The following is a 25,511-nucleotide window of genomic DNA, read 5'->3' on the forward strand; positions in this document are numbered from 1 at the left end:
AGGGGAAAGGGGCGCGGAGAGACCGCGCCCCGCCAGATCACATCTTGACCGGTTCGAGCGAGCCCATCCCGTGCGGCGTCTTGATCGTCGCGCAGGTGCCGGCCGGGACATATTTCCAGGCGTTGCCCTGATAGTCCTTGGTCGCGGTGCCCGCGCAGGTGGTGCCGGGGCCGGCGGCGCAATCGTTTTGACCCGCCATGGAGACGCCATAGCACTTTTCCATCTCGCCCTCGGCATGGGCGGCCTGCGCGGCAACCAGCGTCAGCGCAGTGGCCAGCGAAGCGGTGAGCGGGAGGGTCTTGGAAATGATCGACATTGAAGGTTCCTCATCTGTTGTGCAGAGGCGCTCTTGCGTCCTCGGGATGTCCATTCGCGCCCCGCCCTGTCGGAGTTACAGACTTCACGCACAGGTGATCGTTTTGTGATGGCAGAAGTTTTTTGCCCCGATGTCACGTGGACGTGTAACAATCGGGTCGCTGTGAACGAATGGACTGCCACGATGTCAGACACCGAAGAGCTCTGGTCCGGGTTGATGCGGGCGGCCAATCGCGGTGATGCGCAGTGCTATGCGCGTCTGCTGCATGCGATCTCGCCCGTGCTGCGCGGCGTGGTGCGGGCGCGTGGCCGGTCGCTGCCGCCTGATCAGCACGAAGATATCGTGCAGGAGGTGCTCATGGCGATCCACGCCAAGCGCCACACCTGGCGCGAGGATCAGCCGATCCGCCCATGGCTTTTCGCGATCACGCGCTACAAGGTCGCTGATGCTTTCCGCCGCCGGGGTGTCGCGGCCACGCCGATCGAGGATGTCGCTGAGCGTCTGGCGGATGAAGGGGCGAGTGCCGCCATCGAGGGGATGGAGGCCGCGCAAGAGATCGAGCACCTGCTGAGCGTGCTCGACGCGCGTTCGGCCGAGATCGTGCGCGCATTGAAACTGCGCGAAGAGGCCCCGGCGCAGGTAGCGCAGGGGATGGGCATGTCGGAGGGCGCGCTGCGGGTCAGCCTGCACCGCGCGCTGAAGAAACTCGAAGGTTTCAGAAGGAGGAACCTGTCGTGAATACCGATGATCTGATTGCTGAACTGGCGGGTGCTCCGGCACCGCAGCCGCTGAACACCGCGCGGATGGCCGGGTCGGTTCTGTTCGCCGCTGTCTTTCCCGCCGCTCTGTTTCTGGCGGCGCTTGGCGTGCGCGACGGGCTTGGCGGCTATCTGATGCAGCCGATCGTTGCGCTCAAGACCGTGTTGCCCGCGTTGATCTGCGTGGCCGCATTGGCGGCCTTCGTGCGCCTTTCTCGCCCCGAGGTCAGCCGCCCGGGCCTTGGCTGGCTGATCCTGCCGCTGGCCATCGCGGCGGCGCTGGTGCTGCGCAGCCTGATCACCGCCCCGTCCGAGGCATGGTTCGCTGAAGTTTCCGCCTTCAACCTCGCCGAATGCATGGGCGGCATTCTGGTCCTGTCGCTGGTGCCCAACTGGGTTGCCCTGCGCATCGCACGTCAGGGTGCCAGCACCGCGCCGCGCCTGTCGGGATTGCTGGCGGGGCTTGCCGCAGCCTCGGGTGCGGCAACGGGCTATTCGCTGTTCTGCGTTCAGGATAACCCGATGTTCTTCGTCATCTGGTACGGGCTGATCATCACAATCGTTACGCTTGCGTCGGGCGCGCTCGGCGCCCGACTGCTGCGCTGGTAGATCAGTCGATATCGAACACGACGCCCTGCGCCAGCGGCAGCTCGCGCGAGAAGTTGATCGTGTTCGTCGCCCGCCGCATGTAGCCCTTCCACGCATCCGAGCCGCTCTCGCGCCCGCCGCCTGTTTCTTTCTCGCCGCCGAACGCGCCGCCGATCTCGGCGCCCGAGGTGCCGATATTGACGTTGGCGATCCCGCAATCCGAGCCACGCGCCGACAGGAAGGTTTCCATCTCGCGCATATCAAGCGTGAAGATCGATGAGGAAAGCCCCGCGCCAACCGCGTTGTGATCCTCGATCACTGCGTCGAAATCGCTGTAGCGCATGACATAGAGGATCGGCGCGAAGGTTTCGTCCAGCACCGGGCCGGTCTGCGCGGGCATCTCGACCAGTGCGGGGCGCACGTAATAGGCCGCGTTCGAGGCCACCGCCTCGCGCGCGCCGCCATGCACGGTGCCGCCCGCAGCGCGCGCGGCCTCCAGCGCGGCCTGCATCGCATCGAAGGCCTGCTTGTCGATCAGCGGCCCGACCAGCGCCTGGGTTTCAAGCGGGTTGCCGACCGAGACACTTTCATAGGCCTTGATCAGCCTCGGCACGAGCGCGTCATAGACGCTGTCATGCACGAAGAGGCGGCGCATCGTGGTGCATCGCTGCCCGGCCGTGCCCATGGCGCCGAAGGCCACCGCCCGCAGCGCCATATCGAGATCGGCCGAGGGGCAGACGATACCTGCGTTGTTCCCACCAAGCTCCAGAATGGTGCGCCCGAAGCGCGCCGCGACCTTCGGCCCGACGATCCGCCCCATCCGGGTCGAGCCGGTGGCCGACACGAGCGCTACATTGTGATTTTCGACCAGCGCATTGCCGATCTCGGCACCGCCGATCAGCACCTGGCTCAGCCCCTCGGGCGCAGCGCCGAAACGCGCCAGCGCGCGATCCAGGATCGCCTGGCAGGCCAGCGCGGTCAGCGGGGTCTTTTCCGAGGGTTTCCACACCACCGGGTTGCCGCAAACAAAGGCCAGCGCCGCGTTCCACGACCAGACCGCGACTGGGAAGTTGAAGGCCGAGATCACCCCAACCACCCCCAGCGGATGCCAGGTCTCCATCATCCGGTGCCCCGGACGTTCGGTCGCAATGGTCAGCCCGTACAGCTGGCGCGAGAGGCCCACGGCGAAGTCGCAGATGTCGATCATCTCCTGCACCTCGCCGAGCCCCTCGGAGGGGCTTTTGCCCGCCTCGATCGAGACCAGCCGGCCAAGCGCCTCTTTCGAGGCGCGCAGCTCCTCGCCCAGCAGACGCACCAACTCACCCCGCTTTGGCGCGGGGACGGTACGCCAGACCCGAAACGCGGCCTTGGCGCGCGCGATGGTTTCGGCCACGGCCTCGACGCTGTCGGGCGTCAGCGCGCCGATCTGCTCGCCGGTGACGGGGCTGTAACTCGGCATTGCGCCGCCTGTGTAGCGCGCGGGGTCAACGCCCAGATCGTCAAGCAATTGCTTCGCTTGGTTTTGCAGGGACATGGTGGCTCCTTCCAGTGTGCCGGGCGGGGTTTCCCGCCGCTTGTCTCAAATTCTAGTCGATGGCGGCGGGGCGCGCAGCCCCGACCGCTCAGATCCGGTCTTGCGCAAGATGCGCCAGCACCGCGCCCGCCCGATAGCCCGCCGTGCGCAAGGCGCTCAGCGGCGCGGGTTGCGGGGCGCTGACCGGCAGCGGCATCGCCTCCAGCGGAAGATCCCCGATGATATGGCGCGCGATGGCCCGCCCAGAAACCGTGCCCGGCGCGATCCCCCGCCCGTTATAGCCGCAAATCGTCAGCGCATTCGGCCCCAACAGATGCAGTCGCGGCAGGTTGTCGGCGGTCATGCCGATGCGCCCCCACCATTCGCTTTCGAACCCCACGCCCTTGAGTTGCGGGAATATCCGGCCAAGCGCGCGCCGCGCCCAATCCCGGTGCGCGCCACGCTCAAGCACACCCAGCTGCCCGACCGAGCCAAAGACCAGCCGCCCCGCCGCGTCCATGCGGAAAGAGGAAAGCACCTCGCGCGTGTCCCAGCAACCCTCGCCGCCCGGCAGGATCGCGGCGCGCAGATCATCGGGCAGCGGCGCGGTCGCCATGTTGAAATAGGGCAGGATCACCTGCTCGCTGCCGATCTCGGGGAAGACCTGCGCGGTATAGGCGTCCGAGGCCGGGATCAGCCATTTCGCCCGCAGCCGCCCCTGCGGGGTCTGCACGAGCCAGTCCTGCCCGAGGCGCGACACCGATTGTGCGGGACTATCGGCATGGATATGCGCGCCGGCCGCCTGCGCCGCGCGGGCCAGCCCCCGCGCATAGGCGAGCGGCTGGATCGTGCCCGCCCGCCGGTCGAGGAGCGCCCCCGCATAGCGCCCGCCGCCAAGACGCGCCTGTGTGGCCCCGGCCGAGAGAAGCTCGACCGGGGCGCCAAGCGCGGACCACTGGCGGTGACGCTCGGCGATCTCGACATGGCCTGCCGCGCCGACTGCCAGATGCAGCGTGCCGTTACGCGTGGCCTCACAGGCGATGCCATGCCGTGCGATCAGGTCAAAAACCACGCCCGGCGCATCGCCCAGGAAGCGCAGAAGACGCGGGCCGTATTCGGGGCCAAGCCCGGCCAGCAGCACCTCGGGCATGACCCACATACCCGCATTCACCAGCCCGACATTGCGCCCTGCGCCTCCGAAACCGGGCGCGACAGCCTCCAGCACGCGCACGGAAACGCCCGCCTCGGCCAGATGCAGCGCCGCAGAAAGGCCGGTGTACCCCGCTCCGATGACGGCGACCTCGGCCTCTTCGGCGCCCGTAAAAACGGGTGTCGGCGGTGCCGCCGGGGCGGACACTTCCCAAAGACCATGAGACCGAGGATCGTTGCGCATCAATATGTCCGGCAGCGTGAGGCTTGCCTCATATGAGCGCAACTCAGCGCGCGGCGCCATGCGGATCGCGTGAGGCGATCATTCCTTTTGGGCATGGATGACGCGGTGCATATGCACAGGCGGATTGGTCCGCGAAAAAAGGCGAGCGGCGCAAGAGCCTTGCACCACCCGCCACCGATCAAACCGGCCCCGAGACGGGTGCCTAGTTCAACTCCGAAAGCTCGCGCAGGACCGTTGCGTTGTAGCACCAGTCGGGCGCGCTGCCCTGCGCATTCGGCTCTGACAGGAAAGCCAGACACCCCGCCGCCCCGCTGCAACCCCGGCAGCGCGCGACCATCTCGGCGAAGTCCGCCTGTGTCAGACAGCCGTCATGCATGGCCTGGGTCAGGTTGACCCCCATCCGGCGCGCCATGCCCCGCGTGATCCAGAAATGCAGATCGATATTTCCCTGAACTCCCATCGGATTGCCCCCTCTGTGGATGCCTCAGACCTGTTCCGCATGTGCCAGAAGTTCCGCGCGCAGCCGCCCCATCAGGAGACGATTGTTGCAAAAACCAGGAGCCGCCCCCGCCGTCGCAGCGCCGTCGTGGTCCTCGGGCGCATCCTGTTGCGAGAGCCAGTGCAGGCACCCCTCCGGATCCGAGCAGCCGGTGCAGCGCACCACGGCATCGCGCCATTCGGTGCCCGACAGGACGCTTTTGGCCATGGCATCGGTCAGATCGACGCCCAGCACCTCCGCCATGCGGTTCATCAAGGCGGCGTGCCGATTCAACGTCCCGACTCCGAACATCTCGCGTCCTCCTGTCACATCTGTGCCGAGGATCAGGCCGAAGCCGGTGGCGAACCATGATTCAGATCAAAGGCGGCGATGCCCCCGCAATCAGAGGCGGCAAGCCGCCGAGTGCCGCTGAAAAGCCCGGCAGAGCCGCACAAAGCGCCGCGCTAGACGCGCCCGGCGCGCAGGTCGGCGACGGTGCGCTGCACGGTCTCCATGCGTTTGTGGTTTGCGGGGTGCGTGCCAAGGAAGACATTGCCCGGATCGGGGATACGCTCAAAGAACTGTGCGCCACGCATCGGATCGTAGCCCGCATTCCAGGTGATGATCGTGCCCAGACGGTCGGCCTGAAGCTCGTAATCCTTCGAATAGGTGCGGCTTCCGACCTGCGCCCCGATATTCTGAACCTGGGAGACGACGCCGTTATCTGCCCCGGTCGCGGCAGCCAGCGCGCCGAAGATCATCGCGCCGGCCATGGCGTTCTGTTCCTTGGACTGAAGATGCCCCGCAATATGGTGCGCGGCCTCGTGGCCCATGACGAAGGCGAGCTCGTCCACGTTCCGCGCGCTGGCAATCAGCGCAAGGTTGAAGGCCACCACCGGGCGGCCCGCGCGATCGATCGTCTGGTAGGCGTTCGGGTCGGTCGTCGGGCGGTCGTCCACCACAATCTGATAGTCGCAATTGCGCCCGCGGGTGCGGGCATAGCACTCAGCCTCGATCTGCGGCTCCATCTTGCGGGCAACCGAGATGAAATTGTTCGCCGCCTGCTCGGGTGAAGGCAGATCGTCCGCCACGTAGCTTTGCAAGGGCGCGCGCGCAGGTTCCGTCGGGACACAGGCCGTCAGGACGGACAGGGCAAGCAGGATGCAAGCGCGGGCGATCAGGGTCTGCATGAAGCCTCCGGGAAATCAGCGCGCGAATTCTATCGCCGCAGAGCAGCGAAGCAATGGCCCGGGACCGCGTTCACCAAAATGTTCCCCCTTTCGCGTCTTTGCGGGGCGGGCTAGCATCGGGACATGTTTACCATCGAGCACGAATTCGACGCGACCGTGATCACCCTTGTGGACGAGGGCGATGACCCGCGCGACTACCTGCAAGAGGATATCACCATTCAATCCTTCGAGGATTGCGTGGTGCTGGAGCAGGTTGACGATCAGACCGATCAGGTCCAGCGCATCGTCTTTTCCCATGCGCAGCTGCGCGAGCTGGCGGCGGCGCTGAACCTGCCCGAAGGCGTCTATCGGCTGCGCCAGGTCGAAAAGAAGAAATAGGGGGCGCTGCCCCCTCGGCGCGCGGCGCCTCACCCCCGAGGTATTTTGGCCAAGAAGAAGGGCTGGCTGGCGGTTCAGTCGAGCCGGAAGACCTTGTCGCGCGCGGACTGACCTCGGATCAGCGTCAGGCGCGATTTGGCGACGCCGAGGGCCTTGGCCAGCAGCTTCGTGACCTCCGCATTGGCCTTGCCGTCCTCGGGCACCACGGTGACATAGGCGCGCAACCCGTCCTCGGCCGCGACGATCTGGTTGCGCGAGGCTTTGGGCGTGACGCGCAGCGCGATCTCGGCGCCGGGCTTGGCAAGGTGGCTCAGGTCGGTCATGGTTTCGTGCATAGCCTGACCGCGCCCCGACGAAAAGGATACCGCCATGCGCACCGCCTTCTTTCATGACGAGCGCTGTTTTTGGCATGGCGGGGGGAATTATGCGCTGACCCTACCGGTGGGCGGTTTTGTGCAGCCCGGCGGCGGTTTGCCCGAGAACCCCGAGACCAAGCGGCGGCTGGTGAACCTGTTGCGCGTGTCGGGGCTGATGGCCGAGATCGACGCGGGATCGGGCGCCGAGGCCAGCCGCGAGGATTTATTGCGGGTGCATCCGGTCTCTTATCTTGATGCGTTCAAGGCTGCCTCCGATGCAGGTGGCGGCGAGTTGGGGTTGCGCACGCCGTTCGGGCCGGGCGGATATGAGATTGCCGCACTTTCAGCAGGACTGACGAAGGCCGCGACTTTCGCGGTGCTTGAGGGGCGGGCGCGCAATGCCTATGCGCTTTCGCGCCCGCCGGGGCATCATTGCCTGCCCGAGTGGCCCAACGGTTTTTGCCTTCTGAACAACATCGCCGTGGCGATCCGGGCAGCGCAGGCCGCAGGCCTTGCGCGCCGCTTTGCCGTGGTCGATTGGGATGTGCATCACGGCAACGGGACCGAGGCGGTGTTTCTTGACGACCCCGAAGTGCTGACGATCTCGCTACATCAGGAATGGAACTATCCGCTCGATACCGGCTCGGCGCGGGTACGCGGGGCCGAGGGCAGCAATATCAACATCCCCCTGCCCCCCGGCACCGGTGAGGAAAGCTACCTGGAGGCCTGGGACCGGATCGTCGCGCCCGCGCTGGCCAAGCATCGCCCCGAGGCGATCATCATCGCCTGCGGCTTCGACGCCTCGGCCATGGACCCATTGGGGCGCATGCTCTTGCGTGCCGAAAGCTTCCGCCGCCTGACACGGCGCGCCATGCACGCGGCCGAGACGCTGTGCCACGACCGGCTGATCCTGACCCATGAGGGCGGTTACTCCGAGGTCCATGTGCCCTTCTGCGGCCATGCCGTGCTGGAGGAGCTGTCGGGCAGCACCATCCGCGTTCCCGACCCCTTGGGCGACACGATCGGCGCACGCCAGCCCACCATGCGCTGGATCGACGAGACCTCGCGCTATCTGGCGGATCTGGCGCGCGAATTCGCCCTCTAGGCCGTTGCATTCCTTCCACGCCGCCCCGATATGGGGGGCAACAGAAGGAGAGTCGCGATGGAGATCGCCCCGGGCACCGTGAACCCCGCCACCCGCAATGACGAGGTGTTGCGCTTCCTGTTGACGCGCCGCTCGCGCCCGCCGAAGACGCTCAAGGCCCCCGCGCCGGAACGCGCGGAACTGACCGAGTTGCTGACCGCCGCGGCCCGCGTGCCGGATCATGGCAAGCTTGAGCCCTGGCGCTTTGTCGTGCTCGAACGCCCCGCGCTGGAACGGCTGGCGGGTGACGCCGGCGCCTATGCCGCGGCCAAGGGGATCGACGAGGCAACCGCCACCAAGGGGATCAACCAGTTCGCCGACAGCCCGCTGTGTGTCGCCGTGATCTCGGTCCCGCGCCCGACCGACAAGGTGCCGCAAATTGAGCAGACGCTCTCGGTTGGCGCCGCCTGTTACGGGTTGCTCAGCGCAGCCCTTGCCGCCGGTTGGGGCGCAGGCTGGCTGACCGGATGGGTCGCGCATGATCGCAATTTCGCCGCTTCGGCCTTTGGCCTGCAAGAGGGCGAGTGGGTTGCGGGCCTTGTGCATATCGGCACCGAGGGAGCAACGCCCGCCGAGCGCCCCCGCCCCGACATGGGCCAGATTATTACCTGGGTAGAGGCATGATCTTTCAAAGTTTTCTGACCGGTTGGGCGGATCTGTTCCGGCCCGGCTCGATGAAGGTGCTGCTCAAGGGCATCGGCCTTGCGCTGGCGCTTCTGGTGGCGCTGTGGCTGGTGCTGGTGCAACTGATCGGCTTCTTCGTTCCCGACACGATCACCCTGCCCTGGATCGGCGAGATCGGCTGGGTGGACAGCGCGCTCTCCTTCGCCTCGATCGGGCTGATGCTGGTGCTGTCGGTGTTTCTGATGGTGCCGGTGGCTTCGATCTTCACCGGTTTCTTCCTCGAAGACGTGGCCGAGATCGTCGAGGATGCGCATTACTCCAACCTGCCCGCCGTGCGAAAACTGACGCTGGCCGAGACTTTCGGCGACACCTTGCGCTTTTTCGGCGTGATCGTGGCGGCAAACCTTGTGGCGCTGATGATCTACCCCTTCGTCATTCCGCTGGCGCCGTTCCTGTTCTTCGGCCTCAACGGCTATCTGCTCGGGCGCGAATATTTCCAGATGGCGGCTTTCCGCCGGATGCACCGTGACGAGGCCAAGGCGCTTTATGAGCGCAACCGTACCACGATCTGGGTGGCCGGGGCGCTGATGGCGGTGCCGCTGTCGGTGCCGCTGGTGAACCTTGCGGTTCCAGTGGTGGGGGCCGCGACCTTCACCCACCTTTTCCACGCGCTGCGCCGGCGCTAAAGCGCCAGCGCCTCGTAGGTGGCCTCGGCCAGCGGCCAAAGCTGCGCACGGTCGAGCGGCGCCGAGATGGCGCAGCCGTAGCCCTCGTCGAGCCAGGCAAGGCTCGACACCCCCTCGGCGCTGCGGCTGTAGCGAAAGGCGCTTTCATCGCCCGCCATCGCGGTGATGTAGATCGTCGCGCGCAGGCCCGAGGCATCCTCATACATCAATTGCGCGGCAGGGCCGGTGCCTGCGGGCAAAAGCCGCCCGCCGACCAGTTCGAACCCATGCGCGCTCAGGTCCGGAGCTGAAAGCTTACGCCCGAGCCGTTTGGACAACCACGCCATCAGGTGCTCGCGCTCTTCGGCGCGCACCTCAACCGGGTGAACCACCTCGACCGCATAGACCGCATGGGCCACGCGGGCCTCTTGTGCGAGCGCGGATTCATTTTGCGCCACGCGGACGCCCGAGGGCAGCGGATGCTCGACGCCCCAATCGCGGCCAAGGCCCCAGCCAAGGCCGATCCCCACGGCAAAGATCGCCGCGGCGGCAGCCATGCGGGCCATGCCCCCGGTAGCGGGCGGAGGCAGGCGCAGCCGTTCGGGCACCGGCTCGGCCGCGCGGCCCGCCAGCGCGTTGCGCAGGGCGGCGCGATCGGCGATCTGGCCTTCGACCTCGGCTGCCAGCGCCGGGTTATCTGCCAAAGCACGCCGCACCGCCTCGGCCCGCGCGGGATCAAGGCGACCGTCGATATAGCGTTGCAGGTTGTCCTCGGTCATGGCCGCATCTCTGGTCATTTCACTCTCCGCAAGTTCGGCCGCCCGCCGCCTTCCCGCCCGGTCGCGGCGCGCAGGGCCGCCCTGCCGCGCGCCAGCCGCGACATCAGCGTGCCCACCGGCACCTCAAGGATCCGCGCGGCGTCTTCGTAGCTGAAATCCTCAACGCCGATCAGCAAGATCGCCTCGCGCTGATCAAGCGGCAAAGTCCAGAGCACGCGCAACACCTCGGCCAGTTCCAGCGCGCTCTCGGCGCTGCCCGGATGGGCGGGTTCGGGCGCCTCGTCCAGTGTCACCGCCCCACGCCGCCCGCGCGCCCGCAGCATGTCGATATGCAGGTTGCGCAGCACACGAAACAGCCAGGCCCGTAACTCCGGGCCGGTGCGCAGCAGATGCCAGCGCGACAAGGCCCGCTCAAGGCAATCCTGCACGAGGTCATCGGCCAGCGCCCCATCGCGCGCCAGCGCATAGGCAAAGCGGCGCAGCGCGGGGATCTGCGCCTCGATCAGATGGCGTTTGCGGGCCTGTCGCATCGGGTTCGGGCGGCGCCGGAGGGGCGCCGCCCCCTTTCGTCAGGGCTGCGCGACATGCCAGACGCCGTTGAACCCGTCGCCCGTCACATCGCCCGGTTTGGTATCCTTGACCCAAGTATACAGCGGTTTGCCATCATAGGCCCACTGTTTCGCACCGTCGTCACGGGTGATCACCGACCACGCGCCCTCGGCCATCGCGCCCTCTTCGGCCATCAGCGGAGGCCAGTTCGCGGCGCAACCGCCATTGCAGGCCGACTTGCCATCGGCATCCTTGTCGAAGGTGTACAGCGTCATGCCCGCCGCATCGACCAGCGTCTGGCCCTTGGCGGTCTCGGCCACCATCGCCGGATCGGCCTGCGCCATGCCAGCAGCCAGCACCACAGCCATCGTCATCATCGCTCGTTTCATGGTCATCTCCCTGTCTGGACCACAAGGAAAACGACACAGGGCCGGGAATAATCCCGGCCCTGCTGAAAAAAGATCAAAAGCGCTCAGTTCTTGATGCGCCCGAACCAGTCGAGATCGCGCACCGAGATCACCCCGGACAGGATGATTGAAGCGATAACGCCCCAGAGCACCACGGCGATGCCGGTCGTGATCAGCGCCTTCTTCTTCAGGTTCGCCTCATGCGGAGCCGAGGCGGGCGTGCCCGGCACGACATGCCCTGCCTCCTCCTGGCTTTGGAACCGGATCGGCAGCACCACGAAGAACACCATGAACCAGATCACGGCGAAAAGGACGATGCCGCCGGTCAGGTTCATCAGACCTGCTCCAGCTCGATCAGGCAGCCGTTGAAGTCTTTGGGGTGCAGGAACAGCACGGGCTTGCCATGCGCGCCGATCTTCGGCTCGCCAGTGCCAAGGACGCGCGCGCCCCCGGCCTTGAGCTGATCGCGCGCGGCCAGGATGTCATCGACCTCAAAGCACATATGGTGGATGCCGCCCGAGGGGTTCTTTTCCAGGAAACCCGCGATGGGCGAGTTTTCCCCAAGCGGGTAGAGCAGCTCGATCTTGGTGTTCGGCAGCTCGATGAAGACCACGGTCACGCCGTGATCGGGTTCGTCTTGCGGCGGATTTACCTTCGCGCCAAGGGTCTCACGGTATTTCGCCGAGGCTGCCTCAAGGTCAGGCACGGCGATGGCGACATGGTTCAAACGTCCGATCATGGTGGGCCTCCATTTTCCTCGCCTTCCGCTTTAGGGGCGGGCAGGCCACGATGCAAGCGCTGCGAGCGGTAGCAGCCTTAACCAAGCGTTAGGCAAACACGGTCCTTACTGGGCCGATAACCGTGATTCCTCTGCCGGGGTGGTCCCATGTCCGACGATCTCTCAAGCTTTCTTGCCAAACGCTCCGCCTCGGCCGAGCGCCCGCTGGCCGGGCTGACCGTGCTGGTGGTCGAAGACAGCCGCTTTGCCTGCGAGGCGTTGCGCCTGATGTGCCTGCGATCGGGCGCGCGCATCTGCCGGGCCGATTGCCTGCGCGCGGCGCGGCGGCATTTGCAGACCTATCGCCCCAATGTGGTGATCGTGGATCTCGGGCTGCCCGACGGATCGGGGGATGAGTTGATCGCCCAGATCAAGGCTACCTCCGCACCTGCGGTCTTCGGCATCTCGGGCGATGCCGGGAGTGCGGCCTTGGCAATGGCCGCCGGGGCAGACGGGTTCCTGGAAAAACCGATCGAGAGCCTTGCGCTGTTTCAGAACACGATCCTGGCCGGGCTACCCGATCATGCGCGCCACGCCGGCCCGCGCCGGATCGACGAGGCGCCGCTGATCCCCGATCCCCTCGCCCTGCAAGACGATCTCAGCCAGATGGCCGATGCACTACGTGAACCGCCCGAGGCCGCGCGGCTCGGCTATGTCGCGCAATTCCTGACCGGCGTCGCGCGGGCCGCGCATGATGCGGCGCTGGCCGATGCGGCCTCGGCGCTTGAGCGCGCGCCCTCGCCCGCCGCCGTGGCGCGGCTCAGCAGCGTTGTGAATGCGCGCCTGTCCGAGCGGGCGGCCTTTTAATCCGTGCCCAGCACAGGATCGGAACTGACCCGCACCAACCGGGTCAGATCGCCCAAGCGCTCAATCTGCTGCCCCTCGGCGTCGAAGTTGGAGGGCGCGAGCCAGGCGTCATAGGCGGCCTTCAGCCCCGGCCATTCCTTGTCGATGGCGGCAAACCAGGCAGTGTCGCGATTGCGCCCCTTCACAACCGTCGCCTGGCGGAAGACGCCCTCATAGCTCAGCCCCAGCCGTTGCGCCGCGCGGCGCGAGGGGATGTTCAGCGCGTCGCATTTCCACTCAAACCGCCGGTAGCCCGCCTCGAAGGCCCAGCCGATCATCAGCATCATCGCCTCGGTCGCGGCACGGGTGCGCTGCAATCGCGGCGAGAGGTTGATATGCCCCAGTTCGATCGAGCCCGCCGCGGGCGTGATCCGCAGGTAGGACATCACGCCGCCCACCTGCCCGCTCGCCTTGTCGCGCAGCGCGTAGAAGAACGGATCGCTCTGCCCGGCCATATCCTGCACCCAACGAATGAAGGGCACCTCGGAATGGAACGGGCCATAGGGCAGGTAATCCCAGATCGCGTCATCGGCGGAATTCGCACGGTAAAGCGGGTCGGCATGGGTCCAGGCCAGACGCTCCAGCCGCACGTAGCGCCCCTCCATCACCGCCGCATCGGGGGTGCGCGGGGGCGTCCAGCCTGTCAGTTCCTCGCCGAATTTCTTGTGCTGCATCGCCGCCTCCCCGGGGTTCCCGCGCAGGCTAGCCTGCGCCGAGCCGACACGCAATTGCCCCCAAAGCGTGCGATTGCCTTCCAAAAGCTGCCGCAATCCGGGGGCAGCCTGATCCTACTCCCTCCTGAGGATCAGCCGATGAAACACCACGCCCGCCGCCTGTTTACCGATCACCGTCTTGTCGATCGTTCGCATCGGGCCATGTTCGCCATCGGGCTTGTCGCTCTGACGGTCTCTATCAGCGCGATGGCCCTTCGTCTGGCGACAGGCTGATCCGTCCTCCCTGCGCAAACTGAAAAGGCGCGCCGTCTTCACGGCGCGCCTTTTCGTTTCTGTCAGGGTGCTTACGCTTCCTTGGGCAGAACCCGCAGGCGCAGCTCGCGCATCTGTTCGTTCGTGGGCTCGGACGGGGCGCCCATCATCAGGTCTTCAGCGCGCTGGTTCATCGGGAACATGATGACCTCGCGGATGTTGATCTCATCGGCCAGCAGCATGACGATGCGGTCGATACCGGCCGCGCAACCGCCGTGCGGAGGCGCGCCGTATTTGAACGCCTTGACCATGCCGCCGAAGCGCTTCTCGACCTCGGACGCGGGGTAGCCCGCCAGTTCGAAGGCCTTGTACATAATCTCGAGCTTGTGGTTCCGGATCGCGCCCGACACAAGTTCGTAGCCGTTGCAGGCGAGGTCATACTGGTAGCCGAGCACCTTGAGCGGGTCGCCCGACAGCGCCTCAAGCCCGCCCTGCGGCATCGAGAAGGGGTTGTGCGAGAAGTCGATCTTGCCCTCGTCATCCTTCTCGTACATCGGGAAATCGACGATCCAGGCGAATTTGAACACGCCCTCTTCGGTCAGGCCGAGTTCTTTGCCGATCTCGTTCCGGGCGCGGCCAGCGATTGCCTCGAAGGCCTCGGGCTTGCCGCCCAGGAAGAAGGCCGCGTCGCCCTCGCCCAGACCCAGTTGAACACGGATCGCCTCGGTGCGCTCGGGGCCGATGTTCTTGGCCAGCGGGCCTGCGGCCTCCATCTCGCCGTTGTCGCCCTTGCGCCAGAAGATGTAGCCCATGCCCGGCAGGCCCTGGCTTTGCGCGAAGGCGTTCATCCGGTCGCAGAACTTGCGCGAGCCGCCGGTGGGCGCGGGAATTGCACGGATCTCGGTGCCTTCCTGCTCCAGCAGCTTGGCGAAGATCGCAAAGCCCGAGCCCGCGAAATGCTCGCTCACGATCTGCATCTCGATCGGGTTGCGCAGGTCGGGCTTGTCCGAGCCGTATTTCAGCAGCGACTCGGCATAGGGGATCAGCGGCCAGTCGGGATCGACGGTCTTGCCATTGCCGAATTCCTCGAACAGGCCCTGTATCACCGGCTGAACCGCGTTGAACACGTCTTCCTGCGTCACGAAGCTCATTTCGAGGTCGAGCTGGTAGAAATCGGTGGGCGAGCGGTCGGCGCGCGGGTCTTCGTCACGGAAGCAGGGCGCGATCTGGAAGTAGCGGTCAAAGCCCGCCACCATGATCAGCTGCTTGAACTGCTGCGGCGCCTGCGGCAGCGCGTAGAACTTGCCCGGATGCAGGCGCGACGGAACGAGGAAGTCGCGCGCGCCCTCGGGCGAGGAGGCCGTGATGATCGGCGTCTGGTATTCGTTGAAGCCGATGTCCCACATGCGGTTGCGCAAGCTGCGCACCACGTTCGAGCGCAGCATCATCTTGTTGTGCAGGCTGTCGCGGCGCAGGTCTAGGAAGCGGTAGGCCAGGCGGGTTTCCTCGGGGTAGTCCTGATCGCCGAAGACCGGCAGCGGCAGTTCGCCATCGACGGCGCCCAGAACCTCGACCTCGCGGACATAGACCTCGATCTCGCCAGTCGGGATCTTGGCGTTCACAAGGCTCGCGTCACGCAGCTTGACGGTGCCGTCGATGCGGATGACCCATTCGGCGCGGACCTTTTCCAGTTCCTTGAACGCGGCCGAGTCGCCGTCGCACAGCACCTGGGTGATGCCGTAGTGGTCGCGCAGGTCGATGAACAGCACACCGCCATGATCTCGCACCCGATGGACCCAGCCCGAGAGGCGGACAGTTTCACCGGCATTGGCGGCGGTAAGCGCGGCGCAGGAATGGCTGCGATAGGCGTGCATCATCGTTCCCTTTCAACGGGCATTGGCGTCAGTCGGCCCGATACACAGCTTGGAGGCGCGGAAGTCAAGCAAATGGGTGAAAATCGCCCCGCTTCGCGGCGCTCTCACGCGTATTTGCGCACTCTCGCGCCGAGCGCATGGCGCGCGCATTCTTTCCGCTTCGCGGACAATCGCCCTAATGTCGTCAGATTTGCCCCCTAACACGGATAAATCCAGATCCGGTACGCCTATGAGCCTGACCCCGCCCCTCACCGCCGCGCCCGCGCGCCCCTCGCAGGTCGATCGCGCGGTCGGCTATGCGCTTCTGGTGCTGTGGCTCGTCTGGGCCTGGGGTGCGTTTCAGGGCGCATGGGCCAATGACCTCGCTGCACTCTGGTTCGCAGGGCATTTTCACGCCAGCGGCCAGCCCGAGTTGATCTACGCCGCCCCGCCCCTGTTTTTCGGCGGCACCCCGCCAGCGTGGGAGGGGTTACACGCCGCCCTTGGCCTTGCCCCGGATCAGCCCGCCTATCCCTATATCTACCCGCCGCTTTGGGCGGGGCTGGCCGCACCCCTGACGCGCGTCCTTGCGCCGCAAGCCTTCTTCGATCTGGTGCTTGCGGTGCATCTGGCGATGCTCGCGGGTTCCATCCTGCTGGCCGGGCGTCTGGCCCGCCCGGCCTTTCTACCCTTTGCTGGCTTCATCATCTGGGCGCTTCTGGTTCTGACGCAGACCGCGCCGGGCTTCGCGCTCCTGTCGCTCAACCAGCCCACGATCACGGTTACCTTTTTCACGCTGCTGGCCATCTGGCTAATCCGACGCGCGCCCGCATGTGCGGGGGCTGTCCTGGCGCTTGCAGCGGCGATCAAGCTTACCCCGATCCTGTTCGCCGCGCTTTTCGTGCAGGCCCGCCGCCCGCGCGCGATCGTCGCGATGGTGCTGGCCGGGGGCGCGCTGGCGCTGACCTCGGTTGCGTTGATGGGCTGGCCACTGCACCGCGCCTTCCTTGCGCAACTTGATCTCGCCTCGGACAAATCCGTCTGGGGCATGGTGAACCCTTCGCTGCGCATTCTGATGCTGGATATCGCCAGCCAGTTCGGTCTGGTCGAGCCGCTGACCCAAGGCGCAGGCAATGTCACCGTCCTGATCATGCCGCGATGGACGGGGCTGCTGGCGGCGCTGCTGGCGCTTGGCATCGCTGTTCCCGTGGCGCTTGCGGCGCGCAAACGCCACTCGGCCCATGCGCTCACGCTGGTCGCCCTTGGCCTGTCCGTGGCGCTCTTCCTGTTCGGCCCGCTGTCGTGGCTGCATTACCTTGAACTGCCCCTCTTGCTGCTTCCGGCGCTTGGCTTCGGACTAGGCCGCGCACCGACCCTGGCCCTTCTGGCGGCCATGGCCGCACTCAACTCTTCGGAGCTCCTGCTGCGCCTTGGCCCATTGCAGCAGGGCCTCGCGATCTACGGCTGGAGCATGGCTCTAGGCTGGTCCGCCGCCCTCGCCGCCACCTTCCTTGCGTTGATCCGCCAGCCGCGCGGCGAATGACGCAAACGGGGTGCCTTTCGCCCTTGCACCCCGTGCCAAGCTGACTATAACCCCCACCAATTTGCGCGGAGCCTGGACAAGACTCCGCCTATAGTGCTGCCGAACAGAATCAAGGGGTCCACCATGCCGAAGAGAACCGACATCAAGTCCATCCTCATCATCGGCGCAGGGCCCATTGTAATCGGCCAGGCCTGCGAGTTCGACTACTCGGGCGCCCAGGCCTGCAAAGCCCTGCGCGAAGAGGGCTACCGTGTCATCTTGGTCAACTCGAACCCGGCCACGATCATGACCGACCCCGAGATGGCCGACGCCACCTATATCGAGCCGATCACCCCCGAGGTCGTCGCCAAGATCATCGAGAAAGAGCGCCCCGACGCGCTGCTGCCCACCATGGGCGGCCAGACCGGCCTGAACACCTCGCTCGCCCTTGCCGACATGGGTGTGCTGGAGAAATTCGGCGTCGAGATGATCGGCGCCAAGCGCGAGGCCATCGAAATGGCCGAAGACCGCAAGCTGTTCCGCGAGGCGATGGACCGCCTTGGCATCGAGAACCCCAAGGCCACCATCGTCGCCGCGCCGAAACTGCCCAACGGCAAGTATGACATCAACGCCGGCGTCGCCCAGGCGATGGCGGATCTTGAGCATATCGGCCTGCCCGCGATTATCCGCCCCGCCTTCACCCTTGGCGGCACCGGCGGCGGCGTCGCCTATAACCGCGACGATTACGAACGCATCTGCCGCTCGGGCCTCGACGCCTCGCCGATGGCGCAGATCCTTGTCGATGAATCGCTCCTAGGCTGGAAAGAATACGAGATGGAGGTTGTGCGCGACAAAGCCGACAACGCCATCATCGTCTGCTCGATCGAGAACATCGATCCGATGGGCGTGCATACCGGCGACTCGATCACCATCGCGCCCGCGCTGACGCTGACCGACAAGGAATACCAGATCATGCGCAACGGCTCGATCGCCGTGCTGCGCGAGATCGGCGTGGAAACCGGCGGCTCGAACGTGCAATGGGCAATCAACCCGAAAGACGGCCGCATGGTCGTGATCGAGATGAACCCGCGCGTGTCGCGCTCCTCGGCGCTGGCGTCGAAAGCCACCGGCTTCCCGATCGCCAAGATCGCCGCGAAACTGGCCGTGGGCTACACGCTCGATGAGCTGGACAACGACATCACCAAGGTCACGCCGGCCAGCTTCGAGCCGACCATCGACTATGTCGTCACCAAGATCCCGCGCTTTGCGTTTGAGAAGTTCCCCGGCTCCAAGGCTGAGCTGACCACCGCAATGAAATCGGTGGGCGAGGCCATGGCCATCGGCCGCACCTTCCACGAATCGGTGCAGAAGGCGCTGGCCTCGATGGAGACCGGCCTGTCGGGCTTCGACGAGATCGAGATCCACGGCGCACCCGACAAGGCCGCGATCGTCAAGGCGATCTCCTCGCAGACCCCGGACCGCCTGCGCCTGATCGCGCAAGCCATGCGCCACGGCCTGAGCGATGACGAGATCGTCGCCGCGACCGCCTTCGACCCGTGGTTCCTGGCCCGCATCCGCGAAATCATCGACGCCGAGGCCGAAGTGCGCAAGCATGGCCTGCCGCTGACCGAAGACGGGCTGCGCAAACTCAAGATGATGGGCTTTACCGATGCCCGTCTGGCCAAGCTGACCGGCCGTGACGAGGCGCAGGTGCGCCGCGCCCGCCGTAACCTCGGCGTCAAGGCGGTGTTCAAGCGCATCGACACCTGCGCCGCCGAGTTCGAGGCCCAGACCCCCTACATGTATTCCACCTACGAAGCCCCCGCGATGGGCGACGTGGAATGCGAGGCGCGCCCCTCGGACCGCAAGAAAGTCGTCATCCTTGGCGGCGGCCCCAACCGCATCGGCCAGGGGATCGAGTTCGACTATTGCTGCTGCCACGCCTGTTTCGCGCTGACCAAGGCGGGCTATGAGACCATCATGGTCAACTGCAACCCCGAGACCGTGTCCACCGACTACGACACCTCGGACCGCCTCTATTTCGAACCGCTGACGCTGGAATCGGTGCTCGAAATCCTGCGCGTCGAGCAGGAAAATGGCACGCTGCATGGCGTGATCGTGCAGTTCGGCGGCCAGACGCCGCTGAAACTGGCGAATGCGCTCGAAGCCGAAGGCATCCCGATCCTGGGCACCACCCCCGACGCCATCGACCTGGCCGAGGACCGCGAGCGCTTCCAGAAGCTGCTCAACGATCTCGACCTCAAGCAGCCGGTCAACGGCATCGCGCATAGCGACGCCGAGGCCTTCGAGATCGCGGGCCGCGTGGGATACCCGCTGGTGATCCGCCCCTCCTACGTTCTGGGTGGCCGCGCGATGGAGATCGTGCGCGACCTCGACCAGCTCAAGCGCTACATCACCAACGCCGTGGTCGTCTCGGGCGACAGCCCGGTGCTGCTCGACAGCTACCTGTCGGGCGCAATCGAGGTGGACGTCGACGCGCTCTCGGATGGGCAGACCGTGCATGTCGCGGGCATCATGCAGCACATCGAAGAGGCGGGCGTCCACTCGGGCGACTCGGCCTGTTCGCTGCCGCCCTACTCGCTCTCGGCCGAGACCATCGCCGAACTCAAGGCGCAGACCGAAAAGATGGCGCTGGCGCTTGGCGTCGTTGGCCTGATGAACGTGCAGTTCGCGATCAAGGACGGCGAGATCTACGTGCTCGAAGTCAACCCGCGCGCCTCGCGCACCGTGCCCTTCGTCGCCAAGGCCACCGACTCGGCCATCGCCTCGATCGCCGCGCGTCTGATGGCGGGTGAGCCGATGGCAAACTTCCCGCAGCGCGCGCCCTACCCGGCGGGCGTTGGCCCCGAGACCCCCCTGCCCTTCGCCGACCCGCTGACGCTGGCCGATCCGAACACGCCGTGGTTCTCGGTCAAAGAGGCCGTCCTGCCCTTCGCCCGTTTCCCGGGCGTCGATACGCTACTCGGGCCGGAAATGCGTTCGACCGGTGAGGTCATGGGCTGGGACCGCAACTTCCCGCGCGCCTTCCTCAAGGCGCAGCTTGGCGCAGGCACCAACCTGCCCGAAGAGGGCCGCGTGTTCCTCTCGGTCAAGGATAGCGACAAGTCGGACGAACTGGCCGAGGCCGCGCGCGAGCTGATCGCGATGGGCTTTGCCCTTGTCGCCACCCGCGGCACCGCCGTCTGGCTGAAAGAGGCAGGCATCGAAGCCGAGGCCGTCAACAAGGTCTATGAAGGCCGCCCGAACATCGTTGACCGCCTGAAGAACGGCGACATCCAGCTGGTGCTGAACACGACCGAGGGCAACCAGTCGATCTCGGACAGCCGCGACATCCGCGCCGTGGCGCTTTACGACAAGATCCCCTATTTCACCACCGCCGCCGCCTCCATCGCCGCCGTCGCCGCGATGAAGTCCCGCGCGGAAGGGGAAATCGACGTGCGCCCGCTGCAGGCGTAAGCGCAGACACACAGATTATGAGAGGCGGCCCCTCGGGCCGCCTTTTTCGTTCCCGCTACGATCGTCAAAGCTGGATCGAGCCGTTGTGCGGTCACATCCCGAGGGCAACAAGCGCCTTCCCGCGACCTCACCAACAGAACACGGAAAGCGGTCAAAGACGCCTTCCGGGCGCGCTTTCGTCTTTGGCTCAGATAAACGGAACCAGCGGAATACCATCCCCGCAGGCGGCCAGCATCAGAACCAGTCCCAGAGCCATAATCGCTTTCATCGCACCCTCCATCGGCCGATTACCCACAGCCTACGCGCGCGCCCCGAGTCGGGCCAGTTCCGCCGCGATGCCGCGCATGTTCTGGCGCAGCGTGGGCCTCCGCCGCGCAAACATTCATCCCCGCGCATATGATTGATACAGGTCAAGGCCTCGCGCAAGCGACTCAGGCATGTGGGAGGGGAACTCGGATAGGAGAACGCCATGAGCTACAAAGCCAAACTCGATGACATGCGCAACGAGCTTCGCGTGATGTACAAGACCATTCCCGATGCCACGCAGGGCTTCGGCGTGCTGTCGAAAGCCGTGAAGGACAACGGCCCGCTGGACCTGAAAACCAAGGAATTCATCGCGCTCGGCATGGCGGTCGTGCAGCGCTGCGAACCCTGCATCATGTTCCACACCGAAGCTCTGATGAAAGCCGGCGGCACGCGCGAGGAACTGGGCGACGTGTTGGCCATGGCGATCCAGATGGCTGGTGGCCCGGGCGTCATGTATGCCGGTCACGCGCTGGCCTGCTGGGACGAGTTGGCCGCAAAAGCCTGATCCCCTGCGACACGTTGACAGGCCCGCGCCGGAAGGCGCGGGCTTTCGCGTTTCATCGGCAAACATGCTTGGGAAAGGCACATGCCATGAAACGCTTGATGACACTCACCACCGCTCTGGTTCTCGGCGCGGGCCTCGCGCAGGCGCAGGATTTCACGCCGGGCGCGGATTTCATGAACCAGTGGGATCTGGACTCGAACGGCGGCGTCTCTTTGGCCGAGGTGCGCGAGCAGCGCGCGAATATCTTCGCCATGTTCGACGAGAACAGCGACGGCAAGCTTTCGGCGACCGAGATCGCCGGGATGGACGAGCACAAGCAGTTGCAGCGCGAGGCGGGCATGGGGCCGGGCCGCAACCGGCCGGAGGGCATGAACGGCTCGATGGGCAAGGGCAAAGGCATGGGTCGCGGCGGGCAGATGGGTCATCAGGGCGGGTTAGACCGGTCGGCCGCCGAGGAGATGCGCGGCCTTGATGCCAATCGCGACGGCATCATCACGACAGCGGAATTCGTCAATGGCTCGGCCAACTGGTTCCGGATGCGCGACCGCAACGGCGATAATGTGCTGACGACGGCGGATTTCGGCCCTCCGCGCGGGTAATGCCCACGCGAGAATTTGCCGGCAAGGTGCAACACCCCGTGACAGCGACCCGATTCTGCGCGATTCTGCTCCAAAATAGTCATGAGGGAGCAGTCTCATGTGGATCAAATCGGTTCTTACGGCGGGCGTTGCCGCCCTTGCCCTGGCGGGGTGTGGCGGGGATAGCGGCCCGCGAACGGGTCAGATGATGGCCCCGGCGCATCTGAGTGCGTCGAACTATCGTGCCTTCGGTGTGCCTTCGCATTTCGGCGATACCGATCCGCACGAATGGGAAGGGCTGACCCCCGCCCACTACCCGGTGCATGGCATCGACGCCGCGCGCTATCAGGGTCGCATCAACTGGCCCGAGGCCAATGCCGCCGGGGTGAACTTTGCCTGGCTCAAGGCCACCGAGGGCGGCGACTGGGTCGATCCGGGCTTCCAGCTGAACGCGCAGGCCGCGCGGGCGGCGGGTGTGCCGGTGGGCGGCTATCACTTCTACTATTTCTGCCGCTCGCCCGAAGAGCAGGCAAACTGGTACATCCGCAACGTGCCGCGCATCGCGGACGATTTGCCCCCCGTTCTGGACATCGAGTGGAACCACCAGTCGCGCACCTGCAAGCGCACCCCCTCGCCCGCAACCGTTCAGGCCGAGATGCGACGCTTCCTTGAGATCGTGACGCAGCACTACGGTGCGCGCCCGGTGATCTACACCACGCCAGATTTCTACGAGGAAAACGCCCTCGGCTCGTTGGACGGCTACGAGTTCTGGCTGCGCTCGGTCGCAGCGCATCCCACTGAGCGTTACCCCGGCGAGCAGTGGTCGTTCTGGCAATATACCGGCACCGGGGTCGTGCCGGGTGTGGGCGGCACGGTCGATATCAACACCTTCGCGGGGTCGCCCGAAGCCTGGATGAACTGGCTGGCCACCCGGCGCCTTTGATCAACGCCAAGCGCGAGGGTTACCCCTCGCGCTTGCGGCGCTGCACGCAGCGCCAGGCCCGTGAGTAGCAGGCCTTAACCGTCCACGCGAATACGCGCGTTGGCAGGGTCGTGCGGGCTATCCTCGGTCACCACGGCATCCCATTCCATGAGCTGGATCTTGACCTTGAGCCTGGTTCCCGGCTCGGCCAGATCGGGGCGCACATAGCCCATGCCGATCTGCTTGCCGAAGGCCACTGACCAACCGCCCGAGGTCAGGCGCCCGACCTTTTCACCGTTGAGCAGGATCGCCTCCTTGCCCCACGGATCGGTATCCGCAGGTCCGTCGATCAGCAGGGTGACGCATTTCGAGCGGATGCCGAGGTCGAGCATCGCCTGCTTGCCGCGGAAGTCCTTCTCGAGATCGACGAAGCGGTCCAGACCGGCCTCAAGCGGCGTCGCGTCGCGGCCAAGTTCGGTGCCAAAGGCGCGGTAGGATTTCTCCTGGCGCAGCCAGTTCTGGGCGCGCGCACCGACGGGCTTGAGGCCATGCTTTTGCCCCACGGACCAGATCAGATCCCACAGGTAGCGCCCCATCTCGATGGGGTGGTGCAATTCCCAGCCCAGTTCGCCCGTATAGGCCACGCGCACCGCGCGCACAGGGCACATGCCCAGTTCAATGTCGCGATAGCTCAGCCAGGGGAACCGCTTGTTCGACAGCACCGTCTCCGGGTAGGCGTCCTTGACGATCTCATTCAGGATCGCACGCGCATTCGGCCCGGCCAGCGCGAACACGCCCCATTGGGTCGTGATGTCGTGGCAATCGACATATTCGCCGCCCGCCGCGCGGAAATCCTCGATGGATTTGAGCAGGAAATCCGCGTCATAGGCGGTCCAGGCACCGGCCGAGATCAGGTAGTACTCGTCCTCTTTCAGGCGCACGATCGTATATTCAGTGCGCGTGGTGCCCGCATCCGTCAGCGCATAGGTCAGGTTGATGCGCCCGACCTTCGGCAGCTTGTTGCAGGTGAAGTGATCGAGGAAAGCGGTCGCACCGGGGCCGCGCACGAGATGCTTGGTAAAGGCTGTCGCGTCGATGATGCCCGCAGTCTCGCGGACCGCCTCGGCCTCGGACTTGGCATATTGCCACCACGCACCCCGGCGGAAGCTGCGCGAATCATGGTCGAAATCGGCTGGAGCATCGAGCGGACCGTAGTAGTTCGGACGCTCCCAGCCGTTCACCTGCCCCATCTGCGCACCAAGGGCGAGCTGGCGGTCATAGTTGGGTGCGGTGCGCAGCGGGCGGCAGGCTTCGCGCTCTTCGTCCGGGTGGTGCAGGATGAAGACGTGCTCGTAGCATTCCTCGTTCTTGCGCGCCGCATATTCGGTGGTCATCCAGTTGCCGTACCGCTTGGGGTCGAGCGACGCCATGTCGATCTCGGCCTCGCCCTCGACCATCATCTGCGCAAGGTAATAGCCGGTGCCGCCCGCGGCGGTGATGCCAAAGCTGAAACCCTCAGCCAGCCACATGTTGCGCAGCCCCGGCGCCGGACCGACCAGCGGGTTGCCATCGGGGGTGTAGCAGATCGGGCCGTTGAAATCGTCCTTCAGGCCCACCGTTTCCGAGGTCGGGATGCGGTGGATCATCGACATGTATTCCTCTTCGATCCGCTCAAGATCGAGCGGGAAGAGATCGGCGCGGAAGGTTTGCGGCACGTCGTACAGGAATCGTGCGGGGGCGCCGCGCTCATAGGGGCCAAGGATCCAGCCGCCACGCTCTTCGCGCACGTACCACTTGGCGTCAGCATCGCGCAGCACCGGGTGCTCGGGGTTGCCCGCCGCGCGCCAGGCCTGAAGGGCCGGATCGGGCTCGGTCACGATAAACTGGTGTTCGACCGGAATCGCGGGGATCTTGATACCCAGAAGGCGCGCGGTGCGCTGCGCGTGGTTGCCCGTCGCGGTCACGACATGCTCGGCATGGACGTCGATCAACTCGCCCGATCCAACCAGATTGCCACCCTTCTCGATCATCTTTTCCAGCGTCACCACCCATTCGCTGCCGGTCCAGCGATAGGCATTCACTTGCAGCTTGCGCACGATATCGACGCCACGCTGACGCGCGCCCTTGGCCATCGCCTGCGTCACGTCGGCGGGGTTGATATAGCCGTCCTGCGGGTGGAACAGCGCGCCCTTCAGGTCTTCGGTACGCACGAGCGGCCAGCGCTCCTTGATCTGCGCGGGGGTCAGAAACTCGTGATATACCTCGGCGGTTTCGGCCACCGAGGAATAGAGCATGTATTCGTCCATGCGCTCCTGCGTCTGCGCCATACGCAGGTTGCCGCAGATCGAGAAGCCCGCGTTCAGTCCGGTTTCCGCCTCCAGCGTCTTGTAGAGATCGACCGAGTACTTGTGGATATGCGTTGTCGCATAGCTCATGTTGAACAGCGGCAGCAGACCAGCCGCGTGCCAGGTCGAACCCGAGGTCAGTTCGTCGCGTTCGACCAGCATGGTCTCCCATCCCGCCTTCGCAAGATGATAGGCGACCGAGCAACCGACGGCACCGCCGCCGACGACCAAAGCTTTGACATGGGTTTTCATGGGGCGACTCCGCAGATGGCTTTTATCCGTTGTGCCAGAGTGACAGACCCACGGGCAAACGCG

28 protein-coding genes are annotated in these 25,511 nt (G+C 65.6%); 13 read left to right on the forward strand and 15 right to left on the reverse strand.

Annotated features, from left to right (window positions below; genetic code table 11):
• Nucleotides 1–37 precede the first annotated feature (37 nt).
• Nucleotides 38–316, reverse strand: a complete 279-nt coding sequence (locus N3C64_RS04515; protein ID WP_218628603.1) for a BufA1 family periplasmic bufferin-type metallophore — start codon at nt 314–316, stop codon at nt 38–40.
• Between the two features lie 183 nt (nt 317–499).
• Here N3C64_RS04515 and N3C64_RS04520 point away from each other — a divergent pair, with 183 nt between their 5' ends.
• A complete protein-coding gene (locus tag N3C64_RS04520; RefSeq protein WP_260012310.1) occupies nt 500–1,054 on the forward strand; it encodes a sigma-70 family RNA polymerase sigma factor in 555 nt (184 codons plus the stop codon).
• Nucleotides 1,051–1,683: an NrsF family protein gene (locus N3C64_RS04525; protein WP_218628605.1), complete on the forward strand. Its 633-nt coding sequence runs from the start codon at nt 1,051–1,053 to the stop codon at nt 1,681–1,683. The genes N3C64_RS04520 and N3C64_RS04525 overlap by 4 nt, the downstream gene beginning before the upstream one ends.
• 1 nt (nt 1,684) lies before the next feature.
• Here the strand turns inward: N3C64_RS04525 and amaB are convergent, their stop codons facing one another.
• The 5 genes from amaB to N3C64_RS04550 all read right to left on the reverse strand — a co-directional run bounded on the left by amaB (nt 1,685) and on the right by N3C64_RS04550 (nt 6,236).
• Nucleotides 1,685–3,196 (reverse strand): L-piperidine-6-carboxylate dehydrogenase, encoded by a 1,512-nt coding sequence (gene amaB, locus N3C64_RS04530; protein ID WP_260012311.1) that lies wholly within the window; start codon nt 3,194–3,196, stop codon nt 1,685–1,687.
• A gap of 88 nt (nt 3,197–3,284) precedes the next feature.
• Entirely contained in the window at nt 3,285–4,628 is a 1,344-nt protein-coding gene (locus N3C64_RS04535) for an NAD(P)/FAD-dependent oxidoreductase (RefSeq protein ID WP_260012315.1), read from the reverse strand.
• 142 nt (nt 4,629–4,770) lie between these two features.
• Nucleotides 4,771–5,028, reverse strand: coding sequence for a DUF6455 family protein (locus N3C64_RS04540; RefSeq protein WP_218628607.1), 258 nt, complete (start codon nt 5,026–5,028; stop codon nt 4,771–4,773).
• A 24-nt stretch (nt 5,029–5,052) separates the two neighbouring features.
• Nucleotides 5,053–5,358, reverse strand: coding sequence for a DUF6455 family protein (locus N3C64_RS04545; RefSeq protein WP_260012319.1), 306 nt, complete (start codon nt 5,356–5,358; stop codon nt 5,053–5,055).
• 152 nt (nt 5,359–5,510) lie between these two features.
• Nucleotides 5,511–6,236 carry a M48 family metalloprotease gene (locus N3C64_RS04550; RefSeq protein ID WP_260012323.1) on the reverse strand — a complete coding sequence of 242 codons (726 nt, stop codon included), beginning with the start codon at nt 6,234–6,236 and terminating at the stop codon, nt 5,511–5,513.
• 123 nt (nt 6,237–6,359) lie between these two features.
• Between N3C64_RS04550 and N3C64_RS04555 the strand changes: the two genes are divergently transcribed.
• A complete protein-coding gene (locus tag N3C64_RS04555; protein WP_233676825.1) occupies nt 6,360–6,614 on the forward strand; it encodes a DUF8831 family protein in 255 nt (84 codons plus the stop codon).
• A 74-nt stretch (nt 6,615–6,688) separates the two neighbouring features.
• On the opposite strand, the gene N3C64_RS04560 is transcribed toward N3C64_RS04555, so the two are convergent.
• Complete coding sequence (locus N3C64_RS04560; RefSeq protein ID WP_260013080.1) at nt 6,689–6,937, reverse strand: DUF167 domain-containing protein; 249 nt, start codon at nt 6,935–6,937, stop codon at nt 6,689–6,691.
• A 46-nt stretch (nt 6,938–6,983) separates the two neighbouring features.
• On the opposite strand from N3C64_RS04560, the gene N3C64_RS04565 reads away from it, so the two are divergent.
• The 3 genes from N3C64_RS04565 to N3C64_RS04575 are packed head-to-tail and all read left to right on the forward strand — an operon-like array spanning nt 6,984 to nt 9,424.
• Entirely contained in the window at nt 6,984–8,075 is a 1,092-nt protein-coding gene (locus tag N3C64_RS04565; protein ID WP_260012325.1) for a histone deacetylase-like amidohydrolase, read from the forward strand.
• Between the two features lie 57 nt (nt 8,076–8,132).
• Nucleotides 8,133–8,738, forward strand: a complete 606-nt coding sequence (locus N3C64_RS04570) for a nitroreductase family protein (protein WP_260012328.1) — start codon at nt 8,133–8,135, stop codon at nt 8,736–8,738.
• The gene (locus N3C64_RS04575) at nt 8,735–9,424 is read left to right on the forward strand and encodes an EI24 domain-containing protein (protein ID WP_260012329.1); all 690 of its coding nucleotides are present in this window, start codon (nt 8,735–8,737) and stop codon (nt 9,422–9,424) included. Before N3C64_RS04570 ends, N3C64_RS04575 begins: the two co-directional genes overlap by 4 nt.
• On the opposite strand, the gene N3C64_RS04580 is transcribed toward N3C64_RS04575, so the two are convergent.
• The 5 genes from N3C64_RS04580 to mce form a co-directional block, all read right to left on the reverse strand.
• Nucleotides 9,421–10,200, reverse strand: coding sequence for an anti-sigma factor family protein (locus N3C64_RS04580; protein WP_260012331.1), 780 nt, complete (start codon nt 10,198–10,200; stop codon nt 9,421–9,423). The genes N3C64_RS04575 and N3C64_RS04580 overlap by 4 nt on opposite strands.
• Nucleotides 10,197–10,712 (reverse strand): sigma-70 family RNA polymerase sigma factor, encoded by a 516-nt coding sequence (locus N3C64_RS04585; RefSeq protein WP_218628615.1) that lies wholly within the window; start codon nt 10,710–10,712, stop codon nt 10,197–10,199. Before N3C64_RS04585 ends, N3C64_RS04580 begins: the two co-directional genes overlap by 4 nt.
• Nucleotides 10,713–10,751: 39 nt before the next feature.
• Nucleotides 10,752–11,120 carry a COG4315 family predicted lipoprotein gene (locus N3C64_RS04590; RefSeq protein WP_260012335.1) on the reverse strand — a complete coding sequence of 123 codons (369 nt, stop codon included), beginning with the start codon at nt 11,118–11,120 and terminating at the stop codon, nt 10,752–10,754.
• 83 nt (nt 11,121–11,203) lie between these two features.
• The gene (locus N3C64_RS04595) at nt 11,204–11,473 is read right to left on the reverse strand and encodes a DUF1467 family protein (RefSeq protein ID WP_260012336.1); all 270 of its coding nucleotides are present in this window, start codon (nt 11,471–11,473) and stop codon (nt 11,204–11,206) included.
• Nucleotides 11,473–11,877 carry a methylmalonyl-CoA epimerase gene (mce, locus tag N3C64_RS04600; protein WP_218628618.1) on the reverse strand — a complete coding sequence of 135 codons (405 nt, stop codon included), beginning with the start codon at nt 11,875–11,877 and terminating at the stop codon, nt 11,473–11,475. Before mce ends, N3C64_RS04595 begins: the two co-directional genes overlap by 1 nt.
• A gap of 147 nt (nt 11,878–12,024) precedes the next feature.
• Here mce and N3C64_RS04605 point away from each other — a divergent pair, with 147 nt between their 5' ends.
• Nucleotides 12,025–12,723 (forward strand): response regulator, encoded by a 699-nt coding sequence (locus N3C64_RS04605; RefSeq protein ID WP_260012338.1) that lies wholly within the window; start codon nt 12,025–12,027, stop codon nt 12,721–12,723.
• On the opposite strand, the gene N3C64_RS04610 is transcribed toward N3C64_RS04605, so the two are convergent.
• Complete coding sequence (locus tag N3C64_RS04610; protein ID WP_218628620.1) at nt 12,720–13,436, reverse strand: GNAT family N-acetyltransferase; 717 nt, start codon at nt 13,434–13,436, stop codon at nt 12,720–12,722. The genes N3C64_RS04605 and N3C64_RS04610 overlap by 4 nt on opposite strands.
• A gap of 138 nt (nt 13,437–13,574) precedes the next feature.
• Here N3C64_RS04610 and N3C64_RS04615 point away from each other — a divergent pair, with 138 nt between their 5' ends.
• On the forward strand, nt 13,575–13,709 hold the full coding sequence (locus N3C64_RS04615) for a hypothetical protein (RefSeq protein WP_260012341.1): 135 nt from the start codon (nt 13,575–13,577) through the stop codon (nt 13,707–13,709).
• A gap of 71 nt (nt 13,710–13,780) precedes the next feature.
• On the opposite strand, the gene aspS is transcribed toward N3C64_RS04615, so the two are convergent.
• Entirely contained in the window at nt 13,781–15,562 is a 1,782-nt protein-coding gene (gene aspS / locus N3C64_RS04620; protein WP_260013082.1) for an aspartate--tRNA ligase, read from the reverse strand.
• A gap of 229 nt (nt 15,563–15,791) precedes the next feature.
• Between aspS and N3C64_RS04625 the strand changes: the two genes are divergently transcribed.
• From N3C64_RS04625 to N3C64_RS04645, 5 genes are all read left to right on the forward strand, one after another.
• Complete coding sequence (locus N3C64_RS04625) at nt 15,792–17,084, forward strand: glycosyltransferase family 87 protein (RefSeq protein ID WP_260012344.1); 1,293 nt, start codon at nt 15,792–15,794, stop codon at nt 17,082–17,084.
• 123 nt (nt 17,085–17,207) lie between these two features.
• On the forward strand, nt 17,208–20,540 hold the full coding sequence (gene carB / locus N3C64_RS04630) for a carbamoyl-phosphate synthase large subunit (RefSeq protein ID WP_218628623.1): 3,333 nt from the start codon (nt 17,208–17,210) through the stop codon (nt 20,538–20,540).
• Nucleotides 20,541–21,009: 469 nt separating this feature from the next.
• Nucleotides 21,010–21,351: a carboxymuconolactone decarboxylase family protein gene (locus N3C64_RS04635; protein ID WP_218628624.1), complete on the forward strand. Its 342-nt coding sequence runs from the start codon at nt 21,010–21,012 to the stop codon at nt 21,349–21,351.
• A 98-nt stretch (nt 21,352–21,449) separates the two neighbouring features.
• Nucleotides 21,450–21,950 (forward strand): EF-hand domain-containing protein, encoded by a 501-nt coding sequence (locus N3C64_RS04640; protein WP_260012349.1) that lies wholly within the window; start codon nt 21,450–21,452, stop codon nt 21,948–21,950.
• A gap of 97 nt (nt 21,951–22,047) precedes the next feature.
• Nucleotides 22,048–22,872 (forward strand): GH25 family lysozyme, encoded by an 825-nt coding sequence (locus N3C64_RS04645; RefSeq protein WP_260012351.1) that lies wholly within the window; start codon nt 22,048–22,050, stop codon nt 22,870–22,872.
• A 74-nt stretch (nt 22,873–22,946) separates the two neighbouring features.
• Here the strand turns inward: N3C64_RS04645 and N3C64_RS04650 are convergent, their stop codons facing one another.
• Nucleotides 22,947–25,448: a GcvT family protein gene (locus tag N3C64_RS04650; protein WP_260012352.1), complete on the reverse strand. Its 2,502-nt coding sequence runs from the start codon at nt 25,446–25,448 to the stop codon at nt 22,947–22,949.
• Nucleotides 25,449–25,511: the final 63 nt, after the last annotated feature.

Source organism: Sedimentimonas flavescens (assembly GCF_025154035.1).
Lineage (GTDB): Bacteria > Pseudomonadota > Alphaproteobacteria > Rhodobacterales > Rhodobacteraceae > Rhodobacter > Rhodobacter flavescens.